The organism is Tenacibaculum sp. 190524A05c, from assembly GCF_964036595.1.
In the GTDB taxonomy this organism is placed as follows: domain Bacteria; phylum Bacteroidota; class Bacteroidia; order Flavobacteriales; family Flavobacteriaceae; genus Polaribacter; species Polaribacter platacis.
The window spans coordinates 2,616,492-2,639,983 of the sequence record NZ_OZ038523.1 but is presented as its reverse complement, the minus strand read 5'-3'; the positions used below and the strand labels follow the sequence as shown (position 1 = coordinate 2,639,983).

The window sequence follows — 23,492 nt, the reverse complement described above, 5'->3', positions numbered from 1 at the left end:
ATGGGAATTATTAAAGTTACTGACATCCGATTATTTACAAACCACGGATGTTTAGATGAGGAAGCTAGAATTGGTTCAGAGTATCGTGTGGATATTGTAGTAAAAGCTGATTTAATGAAATCAGCCGAAAGTGATGAATTAGAAGATACTGTTGATTATGTTCATCTGAATAAAATAGCAAAAGAAGAGATGGCTATTCGTTCTAAATTGTTAGAAAAAGTAGCAAAAAGAATCATAGACAGGATTTTTGATGAAATTAAAATGGTTGAGGAAGCAACCGTAAGTATCTCAAAACTAAACCCTCCGATTGGTGGGAACGTTGGAGAGGTAACTATAGAACTATCAAATTCGCGTAAAAATTAAAAAATACTTGTCTTAAATAAGAAAAGTATTAAATTTGCATTCTCACTTAGGGTGTCGTGGCCGAGTGGCTAGGCAGTGGTCTGCAACACCATCTACAGCGGTTCGAATCCGCTCGACACCTCAAAAAGCTTTTACAAATTGTAAAAGCTTTTTTTATGATATCAAGCTAACTTTTAATTGGAATTTGACACTATACGGAATCCCGTAAGGTTATTTTTTGCCCAGATTTTAGATTTGTTCTAATTAACATTTAAACCCATAAAAATGGTGGTAACAAAATCAAAAGTTTGGCTATCCATTCTCTTACTTCAGTATTCTTATATCGTTTGTCAAAATAGAATAGATGTAGCTCATTTAAATGTAAAATTATCAATGGGTGAAACTAAAGATTATTTTTATGCTTTTGAGAAAGGAGATACAATTGTATTGAATTTTAAAATGATGAAGGGTAAACATTTCAAAAATGTTGAGGTTTATGATTCTAATAAAAGCAAGAAGTTCTCGAAATTTAATGCGAGTGCAATTAGTAGTAAAAAAATATACGCATTAAAAAGAGGAGTTTACCAATTTAGGTTTTACAGCGAAGGTCTTTTTAACAGAGTAGCAGATGTTAATATTCAGAGGATTCCTGCAAATAATCAATTAAAACATTTTAACACTAATTGGAAATGGAAGAAAAAAATTGATACTAGCTTGGTTCATTATACTGTGGATAGTTTGATAGGTTATAAAATGATTTCCTTTAAAGAAGAAGTTAGAGAACTAAAAAGAAAAGAAATTAAGGAAATAAAGATTATAGATAAGGTTCAAAGAGTACATTCTTTTTACAATAAACATAGGAGTAAAACTTATCTTAAAATTGATTTACCAGAGTTAACTAATGATCAATTTACGGAGGAAAATTTAATTGCTTGGTCCTATTGGATTGGTGTTGGTCAAGAGTCAAAAAAAGCTTATGATGATAATGTTAAAGCTGTTGAAAAATTAATTAGTAATGCGGCAAACACATATTTTCAAACTCCTCTTGCTGGAATCGCTTTAGGAGCTATATCGAATCTTACAGTTCCAAGTACAGGAGAAGATGTTGAATATTATTTTGTAAGAGGATTTAATAATATTTCTAATTTTTTAAATGGCAACCAGTTTTATTTATTTGATAGAGGTAAAGGAATTTCAGCTTATGGTAGAAATGACAAACAAAAATCAGGTACTTTTTACATTGGTTTATCAAATGACAATTTAACAAGAGGAATTGATGTAAATGTAAAAATTATAGCCGTCAAAGAAATTAAAATTTACAAAAATATAATTTATGATAGAACAAGAAAAGAACCTGAATATCTTACTCTTGATAAAACAAGACTTAAATTAACGGAAACAAAAATTAGAGTACCTGTTGATTAAGGTTAAAAAGCTATAATCTTACTTTTTTACTCATATTTCATTGATGAGTTGTTTATTCCCAATCTGATGTAAAACTTAATTAAGTAAAAATGTTAAATAAAGTTGATTTTATTTAAACCAAAAGAATACCCAAAACTTATTTAAAAACTTAAAAACATAGTTTAAAATTATATTATCAAGATATAATTCAACGTTTTTTTTTCCTTTTTAACCAACTTTATTTCCTCCTAGCCATGTTTAATAGCTTGTAAACACTGGTCTTAAAATAATTTTGTCTCAGAATTTATAAAAGTATATATCATGAAAAGATTAAATTATTTTTTACTACCTATTTTACTATTAATGGCGTCATGTAGTGATGACGAAGTAGTATCAGAACAACCAGATGATAACAATCCACCACAAGAAACGGTTTTAGATGTGGTGTTTAGTGAAATAAAATACCAAGGTACAAAAGACCTAATTGAAATTTATAACCGCGGAGATGAAGCTGCAGATTTAAATGACTATTGGTTATGCTTAGGTCCTGGTGCTTATCAAAAAATTGGAGAGTTAACTCCAGAAAGTGGAAATATTGTAATTCCTGCAAAAAGCTTTTTAGTGGTGAGTTATAATTTAGATGATGCAAAAGGAGGGTTAGGATTATACAAAACAAATCAGTTTACAGATTCAAATGCAATTGTAGATTTCGTGCAATATGGGGAAGCAGGAAGTGCAAGAGAAAATGTTGCAGCTGCAGCAGGAATTTGGACAGCAGGAGAGTTTGTTCCTGTAGTGCAAAGCGAAAATAACAGTATCATTTACGATGGAGAAGGAAACGGAAAGTCAAACTGGGATGAGACTACAGAAGTTACTTTTGGAGCAGAAAATGTATTAAAAGAACCAGTAGCAGAGGTGAGATCTGTTGTAATCAACGAAGTAAACTACGCAGATAGCAAGAAAATTGAGTTATGGAATAACGGAAATGTAACTGTAGACTTATCAGAGTACTGGTTATGTTTAGGCCCTGGAAAATATGTACAAATTAAAGATGCTTCAGTAGTTAGCGGAAGCATGCAATTAAATGCAGGAGATTACTTAGTAGTTACTTGGGATGATTTAAGTAACAGTGCAGGTTTAGGTTTATATGCAACAAACCAATTCACGAGTTCGGAAGCAATTAGAGACTTTGTTCAGTGGGGAGCGGCAGGAAGTGCTAGAGAAAATGTTGCAGCTGCAGCTGGAATTTGGACAGCTGGTGATTTTATTGCTGAAGTAAAAACAGCTCAAAATACAATTATCTACGACGGAGAAGGAAACGGATTAGAAAATTGGGCAGAAACTACAGAAGCTACTTTCGGATCAGAAAACGTATTAAAAGAACCAGAAGCTGTGAAATCAATCGTAATTAACGAAGTAAACTATTCAGATAGCAAACAAATTGAAATTTGGAATAACGGAGATGTTGATGTTGATATTTCAAACTATTGGTTATGCTTAGGTCCTGGAAAGTATTTACAACTTAAAAATGCAACTGTAATCAGTGGAAGCACGCAATTAAATGCTAGCGAATTCTTAGTAGTAAGCTGGGATGATTTAAGCGATAGCGCTGGGTTAGGATTATATGAAACAAATCAATTTACAAGTTCAGAAGCAATTAAAGATTTTGTTCAGTGGGGAGCTGCTGGAAGTGCTAGAGAAAATGTAGCTGCGGCTGCAGGAATTTGGACAGCTGGAGATTTTGTGCCAGTGGTAAGTCAAGCTTCATACAGTATCGCATACGATGGTGAAGGCGATGCGTCATCGGATTGGAATGAGGATGCAACACCATCGTTTGGAACAGGTAATGCACAATAATTTTTGTGTTTTAGGTGATTATTACTTGAGATTGTGGAACTCCAGTTTAGCGGCTGGAGTTTTTCGTTTTGTATAAATCCTTCAAAAAGTAATGTTTAGCTCAGCGATTTTAGCAGAGTATTAATTTTAGCAACACTTTTTTGTTAAATTAAAATTAGAAGATTATTAACTTTAAGTTTTGTTAAATTTTCAGATATTTGTTTTCTATGCGAATATATCCAATAGAAACAGGTAATTTCAAACTAGATGGAGGAGCAATGTTTGGAGTTGTGCCAAGAACTTTATGGCAAAAAACAAATCCAGCAGATTCTAATAATATGATCGAAATGGGAATGCGTTGCATGCTCATCGAAGATGGCGATCGATTAACTCTAATTGATACAGGAATTGGAAATAAACAATCCGATAAGTTTTTTGGATATTATTATTTGTATGGTGACTTTTCGTTAGATGCATCTTTAGCGGCTCATGGTTTTCACAGAGATGATATTACAGATGTATTCTTAACTCATTTACATTTTGATCATTGTGGTGGTGCAATTCAATGGAATAAAGATAGAACTGGTTTTGAGCCAGCTTTTAAAAATGCCAGATTTTGGAGTAATAGCAGACATTGGGATTGGGCTGTAAATCCGAATCCAAGGGAAAAAGCTTCGTTTTTAAAAGAGAACATTTTACCTATTGAAGAAAGCGGACAATTAAACTTCTTGCATTTAAATGCAAAAGATTATGTTGGTTTTGATGTAATATTTAAAGATGGTCATACAGAAAAGCAAATGTTGCCTAAAATAGAATATCAAGGAAAAACAATGGTGTTCATGGCTGATTTGTTACCTACAGCAGGTCATATTCCGTTACCATATGTAATGGGTTACGATACCAGACCATTATTAACACTTAAAGAAAAAGAAGCCTTTTTAAAAGAGGCGGCAGATAACGAATATTACCTTTTCTTAGAGCACGACGCGCATAACGAGCTAGTTACAGTTAAGCATACAGAAAAAGGAGTTCGATTAAAAGAGACACATAAATTCACAGATATATTTAATTAAATAAACATGAAAGTTTTAAAACCAATTTTATATTCAACTGTAGCAGTAGCTTTAGCGAGCTGTTCTACAGCCGGTAGTATTGCAAAAAAAGAGGTTCCTCAAGGACCAAATACATCTATAGATATTCCAGCTAAAAAAGCTGAATTAACAGATAAGGAAGGAAAAAACTGGCAACATTACGATTTAGCTACAGATACAATTCCTGGAATGAGTACGTATAAAGCTCAAGAGTTTTTAAAAGGAAAAAAAGGAGTTGAAGTTATCGTTGGTGTAGTTGATAGTGGTACAGATTTAAAACATGAAGATCTTAAAGATGTTGCATGGGTAAATGAAGATGAAATTCCTGGAAACGGAATTGATGACGATAAAAACGGATATGTTGATGATATCAACGGATGGAACTTCTTAGGTGATTCTTATAAAGAATTATTAGAGTACCAAAGAATCATGCAAAACCCTTCAATTGCAGATGAAGAAACTGCTGCTGAAGTAAAAGAATTCTATAACAAAGAGTTAGAAAAAGCAAAAAAAGGGATTGCTAAAGTTGAGCAAAATGCTGGATTATACAGCAAAATGTTAGAAAGCGTAATTGAGGCTGATAAGAAATTCACAAAGCATTTTGGTAAATCAGATTATTCTAGTCAAGATGTTTTAGGTATTAAAGACAATGCTGAGTTAGAAAGTTCAGTGGCTGTTGCAAAACAAATCTTTGGATTTGGAATTGGATCTCTTTCTGAAGCTAAATCAGAATTAGAAGGAGCTGTGAGCTACTTCACAGGAAAGTTAGAGTCTGATAAGGCTATGATTTCTGGAGATCTTTTAAAGAAAAACTATCGTAAAGTAGTTGGTGATAACCCAGAAGATATTAACGATAGCCCAGGTTACGGAAATGGAAACTCTGGTCATTCTACAAAAGATGAATCTCACGGAACTCACGTTTCTGGTATCATTGGTGCTACTAGAGGAAATGGAAAAGGTATGGATGGTGTTGCTAGTAATGTAAAAATTATGGCAGTTCGTTCAGTACCAGATGGTGATGAGTATGATAAAGATGTTGCTTTAGGTATTCGTTACGCTGTTGACAACGGAGCTAAAGTAATCAATACAAGTTTTGGTAAAGGATACTCTCCTCACAAAAACTGGGTTTACGATGCAATTAAGTATGCAGCTGAAAAAGATGTATTAATTGTAAATGCAGCAGGAAACTCAAGTGAGAATATTGATGTAGACAAAACATTCCCGAATGATGCACCAGATCAAGTAAATGAAGTATCAGATAACTTTATTACAATTGGAGCAATGAGTTCAAACTACAACGAAAAATTACCAGCAAGTTTTACAAATTACGGTAAAATTAATGTGGATGTATTCGGTCCTGGTGTAGCGGTATATTCTACTACTCCAGATAGTGAATATGGTAAGAAAAGTGGAACGTCAATGGCTTCTCCAGCAGTAGCAGGTGTTGCAGCATTAGTTCGTTCTTACTACCCAGAATTATCAGCGAGTCAAGTAAAGAGAATCTTAATGAACTCTGGAACAAAAATAGACTTTAAAGTAATTAAGCCTGGAACTAAAGATGAATTAGTACCGTTCTCAGATTTATCAGTTTCTGGTCGTGTAGTTAATGCATATAACGCATTAAAAATGGCCGACAGATTAGTGAACGGAAAGTAATTTAAAGAAACAATAAAAAAGAAAGAGCATTGACAAATGCTCTTTTTTTGATTAAACCATAAATAATGAAAAAAGCAATTTTCTTAGTTAGTAGTCTACTAGTTTTTGCTTGCGGTAGTACAGCACAAAATGCTGGTAATAATAATGACTATTGGCAGCAAAAAGTAGATTATACTATGGATATTGATATGGATGTAAAAACATATCAATACAAAGGGAAACAAAAGTTAGTCTATACTAACAATTCACCAGATGAATTAGATAAGGTATTTTATCATTTATATTTCAATGCCTTCCAACCAAACTCTCAAATGGATGCTCGTTTACATACCATTGACGATCCAGATGGAAGAATGGTAGATAAAACAGGAACTGCTGAAAATCCAGTAGCAGAAAGTAGAATCGCTAAATTAAGTCCTTCTGAAGTTGGTTTTATCAAGGTAAATGCACTTACTCAAGACGGTAAACCTTTAAAATATGAGATTGTTGGAACTATTTTAGAAGTAACCTTAGATAAGCCTTTAAAATCTGGGAAAAAATCAACATTTGTGATGGATTTTGATGCTCAAGTTCCAAAGCAAATTAGAAGATCTGGAAGAAATAATAAAGAAGGAGTAGCTTTATCAATGACGCAATGGTATCCTAAAATGGCGGAATATGATTTTGAAGGTTGGCACACACCACCTTATATCGCAAGAGAGTTTCATGGTGTTTGGGGTAATTTTGATGTAACATTACATATTGATAAAAACTATGTTGTTGGTGGGACAGGAAACCTTCAAAATCCTCAAGAAGTAGGTCATGGATATGAGGATAAGAACAAGAAGTTAGATTTGCCAAAAGGAGATAAGTTAACTTGGAAGTTTGTTGGTAAGAATATTCACGACTTTACTTGGGCTGCAGATCCAGAATATCAGCATGATATTTTCAAGATGGATAATGGAATTGATTTACATTTCTTATATAAGAAAAATCTTGATGCAAAATTCTTAGAAAACTGGAAAAAATTACAGCCAAAAACTGCTGATTTAATGAAGTATTTCAGTGATCATATTGGTCCATATCCTTACAAGCAATACAGTGTTATTCAAGGAGGAGATGGTGGTATGGAGTATGCACAATGTACTTTAATTACTGGAAAGAGAAAATGGGGAAGTTTATTTGGTGTTACTGCGCACGAGTTAGCACATAGTTGGTTCCAATTTTTATTAGCTACAAACGAAAGTAAGCATCCTTGGATGGACGAAGGTTTTACAACTTATATTTCTAATAAGGCAGAAAATGCAGTTTTAGGAAAAGGAAGGGAAAATCCACATGCTGGATCTTACAGAGGTTACGCTTATTTAGTAAAAACAGGAAAAGAGAAACCACTTTCTACACATGCAGATAGATATGAAACGAATTTTGCGTATAGCATTGGTAGTTATAGTAAAGGAAATATCTTTTTAAGCCAGTTAGAATATATTATTGGAGCTGATAATGTTGCAAAAACATTAAAGAAATATTACGATGATTTTGCCTTTAAACATCCAACGCCAAATGATATTAAAAGAACAGCAGAGAAAGTTTCAGGAATTCATTTAGATTGGTATTTAAACGAATGGACGCAAACTACACACTCAATCGATTATGGAATTAAAGAAGTAAAGGATAAAGAAATTACTTTGGAGAGAATTGGTGCAATGCCAATGCCTATTGATTTAGAAGTTGAGTATACGGACGGTTCTAAAGAATCTTTCTACATTCCATTAGAAATAATGCGTGGTGCAAAAACAACGGATGCAAAATTACTGAAAGACTGGGGTTGGGCATATCCAACATATAGTTTTACGGCAAGTAAAGCTGTTAAAGCTGTGAAAATAGATCAAAGTGGTTTAATGGCAGATGTAAACCCATTAAACAACACATTTTCAATTGAATAATTTACATTCATAATAATACATAGAAGTGGTTGAGAGTTCTTATTCTCAACCATTTTTATTTATAACTATATTTACTTTAAGTTTTGTGATCAGATGAAAGAAGTAGTAGTAGAATTGAGTTTTCCTTTAGTGTTAGATGTATTATCAACAGCAACATGTGTAATGCTAGGCTTACTATTTTTCACTTCAAAAACAAAGAATAGGAGAGCCAATATATTTTTAGGATTATTTCTTTTTTCGCTCGGGTTCGAAGTTTTGGAAAGCTTTTCCGAAGCTATTGATGGAATTACACATCTTAACTTCAATTCTGAGTTACTTACTATAGTTTTTCTTTTCTTTTATGTCTTTTTTACATTTAAAAACAAGTTTAAGAAATGGTTGGTGCTGCTGTGTATTCCTTGGTTAGTGGTTGTGGTTTCTAATTTCGATGAGGAGCTTGTAAAGTACATTTCTTATCTGTTTAATATTTCACTTTTGATATTTACATTAAAACAGATAAATGAAGATCAACACAGATTAAAGGATTTTTATTCAGATTTACAATCAAGAACGTTATCCTGGATAAAAGGGATTATCTATATTTTCTTAATATTTCATTTCTTCTGGATTATTGAAGATATTATTGATTTTAGCAATAGCAATATTACTCAGTATTTTGCTCTAGTATCTACAGTACTCACATTCCTTATTATTTATTGGATCGGTTATAACGGATTCACACAATCGGCAATGTTTTCTTCGGTGTTATTTGAAATAGAAAAAGAGGAGATTGTTGCAGAGCAAGAATATTCAAAGGAGAAGTACACCGAAATTTTCGAATTAATTGAAAAAGAAAAATTCTACACAATTTCCAATTTAAATTTAAAAATGCTTTCAGATTTAGTGAATGTTCGAGAAAAAGAACTTTCCAAGTTGATAAATAGTCATTCAAAAACTAATTTCTATCAGTTTATAAATGGCTTTAGGGTAAATGAGTTCAAAAAACTACTTCAATCAGATAAAGCTAAGCAATTATCTATTCTTGGATTGGCCCAGGAAGCAGGATTCGTTTCTAAATCAACTTTTTACAGTGCTTTTAAAAACCTTGAAGGTATTACTCCAAAACAATATCAAAACTCGCTAAAAAAGTCCGAATAACGTCTAAACGGACTTGTTTAAGACTCCAGAATACAATGGTGGTAATACTTTTGAAGTTACAAGTGTAATAATGTAAATTTTAAAAGTATGATAAAGCAATTCAAAAGAGTTATTAGAAATTCAATAGTACTAATTCTAATCTCAATTTCTATAAGTTGTATTTCCTGTTCAAAAAGAAATGAAGTAGTTGGTTCAGGTGCAATAAATGAGGGTAACGATCCAAATTTTAAAATCGTTGCCAACACAGATGCTGGCATGACAGCGTTTAATAGAAAGGTTGTCGTCTTTGGAATTGATATTTATGCGGTTTCAGGAGTAGAAGATGCAAAATTACTGCACGCGGCAAATGTTATGGCGCAATATTTAGATAATAACGAAGATGGAGTAATAGATAATCAATTGGTTCTGGATAAAATGCTAGAGAATAAGGCGTTTTTATTTATGTGGAAATCTGAATCTGATTTAAACTCAATTAATCCTCCTTCAGGAAGATTAGGTCAGGATTTAGGAAATGAAGAAACGATTCCGAGTTTTGTTTCAAATGGAAAAACAGGACGGTTTGATGCTTCATTAGAAGAAGTTTGGCACATTATTACGCATGCAGGATATTCTAAAGCATATCCGGAAATTTTCGGTGAAAATGCTGGAACATCACTAACTAATGCTATGGATAAAGCACGTGGTGGTAGTTTTACAAGCATCCCAAGTACTTATCCTTCTGAAGCCTGGTATACTTATGATGATACAACATGTACTTACGATTGTCAAGCAACGGAATACTTTTATTGGGCGATGACTTCTATTTTAGGAGCGCAATCAAATCGTTTGAGTGAAATTCAACAAGAATGGAAGCTAAATACAAAGGAAAAGGTTGAAGATAAGGACAAGGATATTTATACGTTATTGACAAATAATACATACAAATTCCCAACTGTTTTACCCGATGGAACTTATAAAAGGTAAATTAATTTTACTTGATTTTGTAACATTAGAAGAGGTTCTACGTCATATAATCAAATACATAAGTTTATAATCCTATCATAAGGAAGAAATTGAGGGTTATAAGTTAATTTTTATGGAAATGCTCCATATACCTTATCAATAAAACGATAGGTGTATGGAGTTTTTTTATGTTCAAATTTTTAAATCAAAGTCATTATGAAAAAATTATTTTTTGGAACAATTACATTAATATTCATTGGAGTTTTAGCATTTTTCTTTTATCCACAACTGTATTTCTCAACAGGATTTGGACAAAAGATGATGATGAAAGTAATGGGAGAACAAACTGCAACCTTCGAATTTAAATCTTCATCAAAAGATAGCTTGTATATGAACGGTGTCATCTATGCAAATACATTGGATGATCTTAAGGAAGTATTAGATCAAAATCCAGAGGTAAAAACATTAGTTATGGAGGAAGTACCTGGATCGATTGATGATCATATTAACTTATTAGCATCTCGTGAAATTCGTAAAAGAAATATAAATACATTTATTCCTAAAGGTGGAATGGTAGCTTCTGGGGGAACAGATATGTTTTTGGCTGGTAAAAAAAGAAATGCTGATAGTACTGCAGAAATCGGTGTTCATTCTTGGTCGGATGGCGAAAAAGAAGGAATAGAATATCCAAGAGAAGATGAAGTTCATAAGATGTATTTAGAGTACTACAAGGAAATGGAAATTCCATCAGAATTCTATTGGTATACTCTTGAAGCAGCGTCTGCAGATAATATACATAACATGACGCAAGAGGAAATTAAGAAGTACAAAATATTAAACAAATAACTTAAGGTTATACAGAATGTTTGCTCAACTATTTTCATTAATTTTGCTCTTCAATTTAATAGAAGATGTCAGAAGAAAAGAAATCATTGAACTTTATTGAGCAAATTATAGAAGAGGATTTAGGAAACGGAATGAAGAATGAAAATTTACGTTTTCGTTTTCCACCAGAACCTAATGGATATCTTCATATTGGTCATACAAAAGCTATTGGAATTAGCTTTGGTTTAGGAGAAAAGTATAATGCTCCTGTAAACTTACGTTTTGATGATACTAACCCTGCAAAAGAGGAGCAAGAATATGTTGATGCAATTAAGAAAGATGTTTCTTGGTTAGGTTATCAATGGGCAAACGAATGTTATTCTTCTGATTATTTTCAACAATTATACGATTGGGCAGTTCAGTTAATTGAAGATGGAAAAGCTTATGTAGATAGTCAATCTTCTGAAGCTATGGCTGAACAAAAAGGAACTCCAACTGAACCTGGTGTTGCTAGTCCATACAGAGATAGATCTGTAGAGGAGAATCTTGATTTGTTTACACGTATGAAAAATGGTGAGTTTGATGAAGGTTCTCATGTGTTAAGAGCTAAGATTGATATGGCTTCACCTAACATGTTAATGCGTGATCCTATCATGTATCGTATTCTTAAAAAAGCACACCATAGAACAGGGGATGATTGGGTAATTTATCCAATGTACGACTGGACACATGGTGAAAGTGATTATATCGAACAAATTTCACATTCATTATGTTCTTTAGAATTTAAACCACATCGTGATTTATACAATTGGTTTAGAGATAACGTATTTGAATATAGTAAGGATGAATATCCTAATGCACCAAAGCAAAGAGAGTTTTCTCGTTTGAATTTGAGCTATACCATAATGAGTAAGCGTAAACTTCTAAAATTAGTTGAGGAAGGAATCGTTGCTGGTTGGGATGATCCTAGAATGCCTACAATTTCTGGTTTACGTAGAAGAGGATATACTCCAGCGTCTATTAGAAATTTCATTGAAACAGTAGGAGTTTCCAAAAGAGAGAATGTAATTGATGTTGCTTTATTAGAGTTCAAAATTCGTGAGGACTTAAATAAAACGGCTAATAGAGTAATGGGAGTTTTAAATCCTGTGAAATTAGTAATTACCAATTATCCTGAAGGAGAAGAGGAAATATTAATTGCGGAGAACAATCCAGAAATGGATGCAGGCACAAGAGAAGTTCCGTTTTCACATGAATTATACATAGAAAGAGAAGATTTTAAGGAAGAAGCAAACAGAAAGTATTTCCGATTAACAATTGGTAAAGAAGTTCGTTTAAAGAACGCTTACATTATAAAAGGAGAGAGCTGTGTGAAAGATGCGGATGGTAATATTACAGAAATTCACTGTACGTATGATCCTTTAAGTAAGTCAGGAAGTGGAACAGAAGAGAGTAAGAGAAAGGTGAAAGGAACTTTACATTGGGTTTCGATGAAACATGCTGTTAAAGCAGAAGTAAGAGTTTATGATCGTTTATTCTCTGATGAAGCACCAGATTCTCACAAAGACAAAGATTTTATGGAGTTTTTAAATCCTAATTCTTTGGAGAAGATTGAGGCATTTGTTGAACCAAGTTTAGCTTCTGCCGCAATAGGTGATAGATTCCAATTTCAAAGATTAGGATATTTTAATGTTGATGACGATAGTACCAAAGAAAAGTTAGTTTTTAATAAAACAGTAGGTTTAAGAGATACTTGGGCAAAAGTGAACAAGTAAGATTTGTGAAATTTTCGTTACAAATTCTTTATCTTATTGATTTTTAGTTAAAAAAAATGTTAAAAAACTAATTTTTTTTATTACTTTAGTAATCCCAATATTATTTAGGACCAAACTTTTAATCCCCTCAGAAATGAAAAAAGTTATTTGGTTACTCTATAGTTTATTTATGATGAACTCGGCCTTTGGCCAGAGTAGCAACGACCATACTGTTAAAATCAAAAAGAGCAATAGCGCTTCAAAGAATATTGAAGTGGAAATTGTTTATAACAGAAAGTCGGTAACAAAAAAAACTCCACCTAAAATTACTGAAACTGCAAGTCCCGATAAAACTCGATTTAGAATAAAGAGAAAGGACAATAAGACCGATAAGACGACCTTAGTTAAAACCAAAACTAAAGAAGTAAAAAAGGTAAAGTCTGTAGAAAAGAACTCTGTTTTTACTTTTGATAAAGTAGATATTGTACCAACCTTCTCAAACTGCAACGTAAATGGTAAAAGAAATTCCAAGAAATGTTTTAAGGTAGGAATAAGTAAGTTTATTCAAAACAACTTTGAATACCCAGAAGATGCTATTGAAGATGGAATTACCGGTAAAGTAAATATCAAATTCACGATAAATAAAAATGGTAAAGTAGTAAATGTAATTGCTACAGATACCAATGACTCTGAAACACTTACATCGTATAGTGTAGAATTAATTTCTAAGTTACCAAAACTTGAACCAGCTCTTAAAGAAGGTAAACCTGTGGCATCTTCATATGAGTTTCAATTAGATTTTTCACTTTAACTAAAACCATAGATATATAAGACCCAATACTCTATAAATACTTAAGGTATTTACCAAATAATAATTAAACAACAATTTAACATCCCCTCGCAAAATGAAAACCCCCCTAAGATTGTTAGTTTACTTGTTTTTAGTAAACATAATCACAGCTCAAACCAATAAGGTTTGTAGCTCCAAAGTAGTTGTAGTTGAAGATTTAAATAGCATTGATAAATGCAAAGCTTTAAATGATAAACTCAGCAATAAAGAAAAGCCTTCACGACAAATCTATCTAAGATTAAGTCATGTAAATAGAAGATTTTTAAGAAAACGTAAACCAGATGTAAAGTCTATTCGTAAAGCTAAAGAAGCTGTTCAAGCTATCAGCGAACTAGATTCTAAAGGTTTAAATAAGGATTCTAATAAAACTTCTATACCTAGCGAAAATCTTGTTACCAAAAAACACAGTTCGTCTATTTTTAAATTAAATGAAGTGGATTACATTCCTGTTTTCAACTCTTGTTTGGAAACTAAGGATATGAATACTTTAAAGTGTTTTAAATCGGAAATAGGAAAACATATTCAGAATAATTTTGAATACCCAGAAGAGGCGTTAGAAAACGATATTACAGGTAAAATTACTGTCAAGTTTATTTTTGATAAAAATGGAAACATTAAAATCAATGAAGTGCTTGACGAAAATGAAGATAAAGTATTAGGAAACTATACAAAAAACCTAATTCTTAAGCTTCCTAAATTTAAACCTGCTAAGAAAAACGGAGTTTCAGTTCCGTTATCATATGAACTTTCTCTTGATTTCTCTCTGTAACGGAGAGAAAAAAGGGAAGTGTGTCAAGAAGAGAGTTTAGGGACTCTCTTTTTTAATCGTAAAAGTTTCGTTGAGCTCCCAGTTGGCTCTTAATTTGAGTTCTTTTTCGAAAAACACAATACGTTCTGGTTGAATATTTTTTAAATAATCTCCAGTGTCCCAAACACCGTTATCGTTAGCGTCAATTATTGCTCTTATGATGTAGTCTTTAGGATTTAAAAGTCTAAATTCCAATTTTTTAGAAGACTTTAAAAAGATTCTTTTTTCAACTTTATTGTCTAGAACAAGTTCAAGTATAACAGGTTCTTCAACCTCTTTTTTAACATCTAGTATAATTGCACCATAATCTTCCACTTGAGCAGTACGTATTATGTAATCTAAGGTATCTTTAGACTTTACTTTATATAAATCCTCAATGGCCTCAGGAAGCACCTTTAATTGATATTTAGATTTAGGTTTCACTTCAAATAAAACCGCAAGCTCATCAAAGGCCATTTTCTTAACCTCAAAATCTAAAGGAATACTGTCTGAAACGGTCATGGTGAACTTTTCTCTATCAAAATCTACGATAGGATTGTTCGTAAATATCTTAAGCGTATCTTTTAAATGTAAGTTCCTGTTTTTAATATTGGTAGATATAGATAATGAATCTATTTTCTTCTTCCTTAAAGTAACTCTAGTTGAGTCAATACTTGTTCCATTGGTCACAATAAAATTAAGAGAGTCAAGCTCAACAGGAGTGTGCCAATAGGTTAACGAGTCTTTATCCTTTGTGAGTTTAGAGAAAGCTTTAAAATCTTTAGGAACGTCCGTTAATAATTTAACTTTTAAATCAGTTTGCTTTCCTGTAAATGCAAATTGTACTTTACCTTTTTTTATTTCTTTTACGCGTTTGTATTTGTAAGGTTGATCTTCAGAAAAAAGCACAATAGGCTTATTAAGTATGCTATCCTTCGGTAGAGAAACTTCTGTTTCTAAAAAAGCAATTCTATCTGTTTTGGAGTTGAATAAATAGTTTGAAGTTTCTTCCTCCAATGCGTAAATTCTGTATTTTCCTTCACTAATATTCTCAAACTTATAGTTTAAAGAATCAAAAGTTTTGGTAACATAATCAGGTTTTCTCTTGTAAATAATTGAATCATTAAAGGCAGAGTCTATTTTGTATAATAATAGATTGTAATTTTTAGTCTTTTTTCTTTCTAAAACATCAATTACAGAACCTTTTAATGTTAAGGAATCGATATAATCACCAGTAGAAAACACATATCTAAAATTATCTAGTTTGTTCCCTTCATTATTATCCTGAACGGCATCTCCAAAATTAAAAGTGTAGGTAGTATTTTTCTTTAATGTATCAAGAATCTTTATATCAATATACTTGCTTGGTGTTCCTTGTGGAGTAATTAAAGCGGGAGTTTTAAAAGGAGGAGAAATAATTAATTTCTTGGTCAATTCTCTTAAAACAATATACTCGTCAAAATAAATACGAATTTCATCTTCATTAAAGTTTAAACTCTCATGTGCAGGTTTGGCAACAACCATAATTGGCGCGTCTTCATCTTTAGGTCCTCCACCAGGAGTTCCTTTTCTAGCGCAACTTTGAATTACTAAACCTAATGAAAAAAGAAATAAAGAGTATTTAAAAAACTTCACAAGAAACAGGTATTTAAATCTAGTCAAAAGTAGTAAAAAAACAATCTAAGTATGTGCTGTAAACGCAATACTTAAAACACTTATTCTCAAATTAGGTGTTTTTAACAATTCTTTACAACAAGCTTCAATAGTTGCACCTGTAGTTATAACATCATCTATTAATAGGACATGTTTGTTTTCAATTTCTTCTGAATGGTTAAGCATAAAATCATTTTCAATGGTTTTTGATCGTTCAAGACGATTTTTAGAAGTTTGAGAACTGCTATTTTTACCTCTGAATAAAACTTTTTCTAAAACAGGAATGTTAAATTTTTCACTTAAACTTTTACAGAAACTACTTACTTGGTTGTAACCTCGTTTTCTCATTTTCTTAGGATGAATCGGTACAGGAATTATATAATCAATGTTGGAAAAGAAAGTTCCATCTTTTTGATTTTCAGTAAACCATAATCCTAAACTTGTACCAATCTCTTGTCGCCCATTGTACTTTAATTCGTGAATTAATTTTTGTGTTGTATTTTTCTTGTGGAATGAAAGAAAAGAAATCGCTTTTTCAATTTTTGTTCTTCCGTAAAAAGAGTTTGTAACAATATTGTTAGAATGATCGTCTAGTTCCAATATAGGAAGATCATTACTACAGAAATTACATAATATTTTTTCTGATGAAAGTAGCTCGTTGGAGCATCCAACGCATATTTTAGGGTAAAATACCCTGAAAAAGTCTTTTAAAAAACGCATATTTGCGAAGCAATTTTTTTATAAATATACAAATAGATCTAATTTTTGGGTAAAAAGTTTAATTTTTTTAAAGAAGCAATAGCCACAGCAAAAACCTCGGGAACAATAGCTCCTAGTTCTAGATTTTTAGCAGATAGAATGTTAAAAGGAATTGATTTTGATTCAGCAGAGCTAATTGTAGAGTTAGGTCCAGGTAATGGTGCCATTACAAAACATCTATTGCAAAGAATTGGACCAAACACAAAACTGATTTGTTTCGAGATAAATGAAAACTTTTATAATGAATTGCAAAAAATAGATCATCCTCAACTAGTAGTCTTAAAAGAGTCTGCTGAATACTTGAGGCGAGAAATTCAGAATTTCGGTTTTAATGAAGCTGATTATATTGTTTCTAGTTTACCATTATCTATAATACCAAAGGAAATTTCAATGAGTATTTTGAATAAATCTCATGATATTTTAAAAAATGGCGGTAAATATATTCAGTTTCAATATTCGTTAAACTATTTAAAGAAATTGAAAACCGTATTCGGAAAAGAGAATATTTCAATTCAATTTGAAGCTATTAATATTCCTCCTGCTTTTGTGTATCAATGTTCGAAGAACTAAATTCAGGAAAGAACTTCACAAAAATTGATATCCATTTTTAATTATTTGTACTTTTGTGGCTTATGATAGAGACAAGAAAAGTAACTTCTGAAAAGGCAGTGTTGATAGGTGTAATTACGCAATTACAAAATGAAGATAAAGCCAAAGAATACTTAGATGAATTAGAATTCTTAACCGTAACTGCTGGAGGTGTTCCGGTGAAAAGATTTTTACAGAAACTAGATAGACCTAATCCAAAAACATTTTTGGGAACAGGAAAATTAAATGACGTGAAAAGCTTTATTGATGCAAATGATATAGGAACAGCAATTTTTGATGATGAATTATCTCCTGCACAATTAAGAAATATTGAGCGAATCTTAGATTGTAAAATTTTAGATCGAACAAATCTTATTCTAGATATTTTTGCTAGTAGAGCACAAACAAGTTCTGCCAAAACTCAGGTTGAACTTGCACAATATCAATATTTATTACCTCGTTTAACGCGAATGTGGACGCACTTAGATAAGCAAAAAGGAGGTATTGGTATGAGAGGACCAGGGGAAACTGAAATCGAAACTGATAGACGAATTATTCGTGATAAAATAACGTTGCTGAAAAAGAAATTAGCAACGATAGATAAGCAAATGGCTGTTCAACGAAAGAACAGAGGTAAAATGGTTCGTGCTGCATTAGTTGGGTATACCAATGTTGGTAAATCAACTTTAATGAACCTAATAAGTAAAAGTGATGTTTTTGCCGAGAACAAATTATTTGCAACTTTAGATACTACTGTACGTAAAGTGGTAATTAAAAACATTCCTTTTTTACTAACAGATACAGTTGGATTCATTAGAAAACTACCTACACAACTGGTTGAATCCTTTAAATCTACACTTGATGAAGTTAGAGAAGCGGATTTAATTATTCACGTTGTAGACATTTCTCACCCAAGTTTTGAAGACCATATATCGTCAGTAAACAAGATTTTGGTCGAAATAAACAGTGCCAATAAACCTACCATTATGGTATTCAACAAAATCGACGCTTATATTTGTGAAACTATAGATGAAGATGATTTAGTTACAGAAAGGACTAAAGCTCATTTTACATTAGAAGACTGGAAAAATAAATGGGTTAACGACTTGAGCGAAAAAGTTTCCTTTATTTCTGCCGGAGAAAAAACAAATATTGAAGAGTTTAAAGAAATGGTTTATGATGAGGTAATGAAAATCCATACCAAAATCTTCCCTTACAACAACTTTTTGTATTAATACAACTTTTCTGGCATTGTAATTGTTAATAATTTATTGAAAACAGTTAAAAAAAAGCAAAAAAATAATAACAAAAAATACGTATAGTTTTTTTCGTTAAATTTGTTGCGGAACATATTTAGTGTAAAGTTGATGTATAATTATCTAATATAGAGCAATCTATGCTAGGTAGTCATTCCCCAGATTATGAAGAAATTGATATTTTTTGCATTAGTGACCCTTTCATTTAATGCTTTTTCACAAAAGGATACTTGTGAAACACCTGAAGACGCAGTTCAAGACTTAAACAGTATAACGAAGTGTACTATTAAACCTTCGAAAAAATCAAAAGACAAAAGAGCTCGACAAATCTCTGTTCGAGTATCAGCTCCAAAAAGAAGATTTTTAAAGAAAAGAAAGAAGCAAGTAGCTGGAGCAAATGACTTAAGCAGCTCTGGTTTAGCAAGCACAAACTCTACTGGTATTTCAAAAGCTGTAGCATTAAAAACTAATTTAGCAGCTTTAACAAATACCTTATCAAAAGAAGAAGTTAGAAAGGCAGATAAATTCAGTACTGTAAATGATATTCCTTTATTTCCTTCGTGTAAAGGAGAAAAAGGAGATGATCAGTTGGATTGTTTCAATACAGAAATGATGAAACACATCCAAGAACACTTCAGATATCCAGATGACGCTTTGGTGAATAAAATTCAAGGTGAAGTTTGGGTTCGATTTATTATCGATAAAGACGGTAACGTAACAAACATTAAGGCTCTTGGACCTAAAGGAGCAAAAATATTAAATGATGAGGCTATTCGTGTAGTTTCAAATTTACCTAAGTTTATTCCGGGAGTAAAAGATGGTGAGCCAACTTCAGTAAAATATGGGTTCCCAATTAACTTCTCTTTGGAGGATAACTAATTTTTTGTTACTTTAAGAGAGCAAAATCAATTAATCAAACATTTTATTATGGTTAGAAAACTACTTCTACTGTTATTTTGTGCAGTAAATTTTACCATGCTGGCTCAGACCCAACTGTCAGGATTGGTATTTGATGAGTATTTGGAGCCTTTTCCAGGTGCAAGTATTACATCAAGCGAAGGAACATCGGCAACTTCTAACATTGATGGTGAGTTTACCATTTCGGTTAAAAAGTTTCCAGTAACACTAAATGTATCATCTGTTGGATTCCAAACAGAAGTTGTTCAAGTAACTAGTGCATCTGATGATTTGAATGTTATTTTAAAAGAAGCATTTGTATTAGACCAAGTAGTTATCTCGGCTTCGAGAACTCCTGAACGAGTTATGGAATCGCCAGTAACAATTGAAAGAATTGATGGTAAGTATATTAAAAGAACAGCTTCGCCAAATTTCTTTGAAAGTTTAGGAAATTTGAAAGGAATTGATGTTCTTGGAAATAGTTTTTCTACTAAAATTATTACGTCAAATAGAGGTTTTGGAAATACACTTAATAACCGTTTCGTACAATTAGTCGATGGAGCGGAAAGTTCTATTCCTGTTTTCGAATATTCTTTCGGAAACTTATTTGGATTAAATGAACTAGATGTAAAGACTGTCGAGATTCTTCCAGGTGCGGCTTCTGCATTATATGGGGCAAACGCATTTAACGGTATCTTATTAATGACAAGTAAAAACCCATTTGATGATCACGGAATGAGTACGTATTTCAAATCTGGGGTTACTACTCAAGATGATAGAGGAGCATACGCTTTTTATGATGTTGGTGCTAGAATGGCATTTAAGTTTAGTGAGCATTTTGCAGCTAAAGCAAATATTGTATATACGAATGGTGAAGATTGGTATGCAAGAGATTACAGAAATACAACAGGTCAAGGTGGAACTATTATTCCAGGTTTTAGTCATGCTGATGATGTAGGATATGACGGAGTTAATGTTTACGGTGATGAAATCGGATTCAACTTAAGAGATATTATTAGAAGTCTTGAAAATAGAAATGTTCCATTACCAAACGGACAACCAATTCCTGCTGGAACATGGTTAACTGTTGACAATACTAACGTATCAAGAGTTGGTTATCGTGAGGAAGATTTAAATAATTACAGAACAAAGTTCTTAACTTTTGATGGAGCTTTACACTTTAGACCATGGGGTAAAGAATCTGCTGAAATTATCTTCTCTTCTAAATTTCATTTATCAGATAACGTAATTCATGCTAGTAATAGATATGATCAACGTCAAGGATTCATGGAACAGTATAAGTTAGAAGTAAAAGGTAAGAATTACTTCGTAAGAGGTTATTATACTGAGAATGATGCAGGGCAAACTACGGATACTAGATTAGCCGGTATTTTCGTAGCAAACGATTGGAAAGATCATGGAACTTATTTTGGTGAATATGGTATTGCGTACTTAGCGTCTGTTTTTACTGGAGCTACTAATGAGCAAGCACATGCTTTTGCAAGACAAACAGCAGAAACTGGAAGATTTGTTCCAGGAACACCGGAATATGAAGCGAGTTTAAATAAAGCAAAAAGCACCACGTTAAGTGCTGGTGGTGCTAGATTAATTGACCAAACTGGTTATTATCATGCGGATGCAAACTGGAACTTATCTGATTATTTTGATTTTGCAAATATTCAAGTTGGAGGTAGTTTTAGAAGTTTCGCATTAGATTCTCAAGGACAAGTTTATACGGATGATGATGGAGTAATTAGACATAGACTGTACGGTTTATATACACAGTTACAAAAAACGTTTAATGACGATAGATTAAAACTTACAGCGACAGCTCGTTTTGATAAGGCAAGAAACTTTGAAGGAAAATTCTCTCCACGAGCAACACTTTCTTATGCTGTAGGTGAAAGAAGAGATCATAACTTTAGAATTGGTTTCCAAACAGCCTTCCGTAACCCAACCTCTCAAGATCAATATTTAGGTCTTCAATTAGGAGATAGAGTATTCTTAGGAACGGTAGAGGAAAATTTAACAAGAGAAATTACAACAACTCCTTATCGTTCTAATCCGGCTTTAACAGCAACATTAACTGGAGAAGATGCATTTAATAATTCATTTACAGCGGAGTCTGTAGATGCTTTCTTAGCAGACGTGAGATTAGGAAATGCGCCAGATTTAAGTTTATTACAAAAAGCAGAACTTGAGGTTTTACGTCCAGAAACAGTACAATCTTTTGAATTAGGATACAGGGGAGCAGTTGATTTAGCTGGAAAGTTATTTGAATTTGACCTTGTAGGGTACTATAACTTCCACGAAGATTTCATTACTACTAAGGAGGTGTTTGCTCCATTATATGGAGATGTAAATAATCCAACTACACCAGAAAATGGTCCTGGAACGGAAGCATTAACTGCTGTTGTAAGTAATGATGTATTAAGATATATCTTGAGAACAAATACAAGTTCTAAGATTGACACTTATGGATTTGCAGCAGGTTTCTCTACTAAAATCCTAGGAGGGTTTGACTTTGGAGGAAGCTATACATTCTCAGATTTTAAGGTAGATGCTGAAACAATTGACTTTAAACCGTCTTTTAATACGCCAAAACATCAAGTGAAGTTACAATTAGGTCACGAGAGATTATTCAAGAACTTTGGATTTGGAGTGAATGCAAGATGGCAGGATGAATTCTTATATCAATCTAGATTTATTGATGCTTTAGTTGATGACAGATTAGTTTTAGATGCTCAGATGAGTTTCGGTGTTCCTTCGTTAAAATCTCAAATTAAAGTTGGAGGTACTAATTTAACAGGAGAAAATTACACGTCAGTTCCTGGAGCAGGTATTATTGGATCACAATATTATGTATCTTGGACAATTAATAACTAGGGTATACATCATATAATTATCTAAGAGTTAGCATTTTGCTAACTCTTTTTTTGTTAAAAAAATCTTAAAAAATGAATTATTCGCAAAAAAGCAGTACTTTTGCACCGCGAAAACCCAAACCTAAACTAACAACTACGCGTTAATATTGAATATATGAAAATAAAAGTACTTTTAATCGTATTGTTAGCTTCCCTTAACATTTTTGGCCAAGAAGTTTGTGAAACTCCTAAGGAAGATGTAATTGAAGACCTTAACAGCATCACAAAATGTTCTATTAAACCTTCAAAGAAAGGTAAAAGTAAAAGAAGTAGACAAATTACTGTAAGAGTTTCTGCTTCAAAAAGATTTTTAAAGAAAAGACAAGTAAAAAAGAAGAAACAAGTTGCAACAAATGCAGCTTCTTTAAACACTTCAGGAGTGTCTGAAATTTCTACTACTTCAGGAATTTCGAGTTCACTTACTTTGAAAAGAAAAACTGCTGCTACAGATATTGCTGCTTTAACAAACAGTTTATCTGAAGAGGAAGTAAGAAAAGCACAAAGATTTACAACTGTAGATAGATTACCTTTATTTACAGGATGTAAAAAAGCTAAAAAAGGTGAAATGGTTGATTGTTTCAACGAAGAGATGATTAAGCATATTCAAAAGCATTTTAGATACCCTGCTGAAGCCGTAGCTAATATGGTTCAAGGAGAAGTATGGGTTCGTTTTATTATTGACTCTAATGGAGACGTTAGGAATATTAAAACATTAGGACCTGAAAATGCTGAGATTCTTGATGAAGAAGCAAAGAGAGTAGTAACTAAACTTACAAAATTTATCCCTGCTAAGAAAGATGGAAAAGCTGTAGCTGTAAAGTACGGTTTCCCAATCAACTTTTCCTTAGAAGAATAAGAATAATTTCCAA

At 32.3% G+C, this 23,492-nt stretch carries 19 protein-coding genes and 1 tRNA gene; 18 read left to right on the top strand and 2 right to left on the bottom strand.

Annotated elements, in window-relative coordinates; genetic code table 11:
- The 13 genes from folB to ABNT61_RS11430 all read left to right on the top strand — a co-directional run bounded on the left by folB (position 1) and on the right by ABNT61_RS11430 (position 14,528).
- Positions 1-363: a dihydroneopterin aldolase gene (gene folB / locus ABNT61_RS11490; RefSeq protein WP_348710910.1), complete on the top strand. Its 363-nt coding sequence runs from the start codon at positions 1-3 to the stop codon at positions 361-363.
- Positions 364-413: 50 nt separating this feature from the next.
- Positions 414-484 (top strand) — tRNA-Cys (locus ABNT61_RS11485).
- 143 nt (positions 485-627) lie between these two features.
- A complete protein-coding gene (locus tag ABNT61_RS11480; RefSeq protein ID WP_348743316.1) occupies positions 628-1,767 on the top strand; it encodes a hypothetical protein in 1,140 nt (379 codons plus the stop codon).
- A 300-nt stretch (positions 1,768-2,067) separates the two neighbouring features.
- The gene (locus ABNT61_RS11475) at positions 2,068-3,603 is read left to right on the top strand and encodes a hypothetical protein (protein WP_348743315.1); all 1,536 of its coding nucleotides are present in this window, start codon (positions 2,068-2,070) and stop codon (positions 3,601-3,603) included.
- A 206-nt stretch (positions 3,604-3,809) separates the two neighbouring features.
- Positions 3,810-4,655 (top strand): MBL fold metallo-hydrolase, encoded by an 846-nt coding sequence (locus ABNT61_RS11470; RefSeq protein WP_348710917.1) that lies wholly within the window; start codon positions 3,810-3,812, stop codon positions 4,653-4,655.
- 6 nt (positions 4,656-4,661) lie between these two features.
- Positions 4,662-6,329 (top strand): S8 family peptidase, encoded by a 1,668-nt coding sequence (locus ABNT61_RS11465; RefSeq protein ID WP_348743314.1) that lies wholly within the window; start codon positions 4,662-4,664, stop codon positions 6,327-6,329.
- A gap of 65 nt (positions 6,330-6,394) precedes the next feature.
- Positions 6,395-8,251 (top strand): M1 family metallopeptidase, encoded by a 1,857-nt coding sequence (locus tag ABNT61_RS11460; RefSeq protein ID WP_348743313.1) that lies wholly within the window; start codon positions 6,395-6,397, stop codon positions 8,249-8,251.
- A gap of 93 nt (positions 8,252-8,344) precedes the next feature.
- Positions 8,345-9,388, top strand: coding sequence for a helix-turn-helix domain-containing protein (locus ABNT61_RS11455; RefSeq protein WP_348743312.1), 1,044 nt, complete (start codon positions 8,345-8,347; stop codon positions 9,386-9,388).
- Between the two features lie 87 nt (positions 9,389-9,475).
- The gene (locus ABNT61_RS11450) at positions 9,476-10,351 is read left to right on the top strand and encodes a hypothetical protein (RefSeq protein WP_348743311.1); all 876 of its coding nucleotides are present in this window, start codon (positions 9,476-9,478) and stop codon (positions 10,349-10,351) included.
- Positions 10,352-10,546: 195 nt separating this feature from the next.
- On the top strand, positions 10,547-11,176 hold the full coding sequence (locus tag ABNT61_RS11445) for a hypothetical protein (RefSeq protein WP_348743310.1): 630 nt from the start codon (positions 10,547-10,549) through the stop codon (positions 11,174-11,176).
- Positions 11,177-11,241: 65 nt separating this feature from the next.
- Complete coding sequence (locus tag ABNT61_RS11440; protein WP_348743309.1) at positions 11,242-12,930, top strand: glutamine--tRNA ligase/YqeY domain fusion protein; 1,689 nt, start codon at positions 11,242-11,244, stop codon at positions 12,928-12,930.
- Positions 12,931-13,063: 133 nt separating this feature from the next.
- On the top strand, positions 13,064-13,720 hold the full coding sequence (locus ABNT61_RS11435) for an energy transducer TonB (protein ID WP_348743308.1): 657 nt from the start codon (positions 13,064-13,066) through the stop codon (positions 13,718-13,720).
- Between the two features lie 94 nt (positions 13,721-13,814).
- Complete coding sequence (locus ABNT61_RS11430; RefSeq protein WP_348743307.1) at positions 13,815-14,528, top strand: energy transducer TonB; 714 nt, start codon at positions 13,815-13,817, stop codon at positions 14,526-14,528.
- A gap of 36 nt (positions 14,529-14,564) precedes the next feature.
- On the opposite strand, the gene ABNT61_RS11425 is transcribed toward ABNT61_RS11430, so the two are convergent.
- The gene (locus tag ABNT61_RS11425; RefSeq protein ID WP_348743306.1) at positions 14,565-16,181 is read right to left on the bottom strand and encodes an Ig-like domain-containing protein; all 1,617 of its coding nucleotides are present in this window, start codon (positions 16,179-16,181) and stop codon (positions 14,565-14,567) included.
- A 45-nt stretch (positions 16,182-16,226) separates the two neighbouring features.
- Positions 16,227-16,799 carry a ComF family protein gene (locus ABNT61_RS11420; protein WP_348743305.1) on the bottom strand — a complete coding sequence of 191 codons (573 nt, stop codon included), beginning with the start codon at positions 16,797-16,799 and terminating at the stop codon, positions 16,227-16,229.
- 165 nt (positions 16,800-16,964) lie between these two features.
- On the opposite strand from ABNT61_RS11420, the gene ABNT61_RS11415 reads away from it, so the two are divergent.
- The 5 genes from ABNT61_RS11415 to ABNT61_RS11395 all read left to right on the top strand — a co-directional run bounded on the left by ABNT61_RS11415 (position 16,965) and on the right by ABNT61_RS11395 (position 23,479).
- The gene (locus tag ABNT61_RS11415; protein WP_348724746.1) at positions 16,965-17,528 is read left to right on the top strand and encodes a class I SAM-dependent methyltransferase; all 564 of its coding nucleotides are present in this window, start codon (positions 16,965-16,967) and stop codon (positions 17,526-17,528) included.
- Between the two features lie 62 nt (positions 17,529-17,590).
- Positions 17,591-18,781, top strand: coding sequence for a GTPase HflX (gene hflX, locus ABNT61_RS11410; protein ID WP_348743304.1), 1,191 nt, complete (start codon positions 17,591-17,593; stop codon positions 18,779-18,781).
- 186 nt (positions 18,782-18,967) lie between these two features.
- Positions 18,968-19,681, top strand: coding sequence for an energy transducer TonB (locus ABNT61_RS11405; protein ID WP_348710936.1), 714 nt, complete (start codon positions 18,968-18,970; stop codon positions 19,679-19,681).
- Positions 19,682-19,729: 48 nt separating this feature from the next.
- On the top strand, positions 19,730-22,585 hold the full coding sequence (locus ABNT61_RS11400) for a carboxypeptidase-like regulatory domain-containing protein (protein ID WP_348743303.1): 2,856 nt from the start codon (positions 19,730-19,732) through the stop codon (positions 22,583-22,585).
- 153 nt (positions 22,586-22,738) lie between these two features.
- The gene (locus ABNT61_RS11395; RefSeq protein ID WP_348710939.1) at positions 22,739-23,479 is read left to right on the top strand and encodes an energy transducer TonB; all 741 of its coding nucleotides are present in this window, start codon (positions 22,739-22,741) and stop codon (positions 23,477-23,479) included.
- Positions 23,480-23,492: the final 13 nt, after the last annotated feature.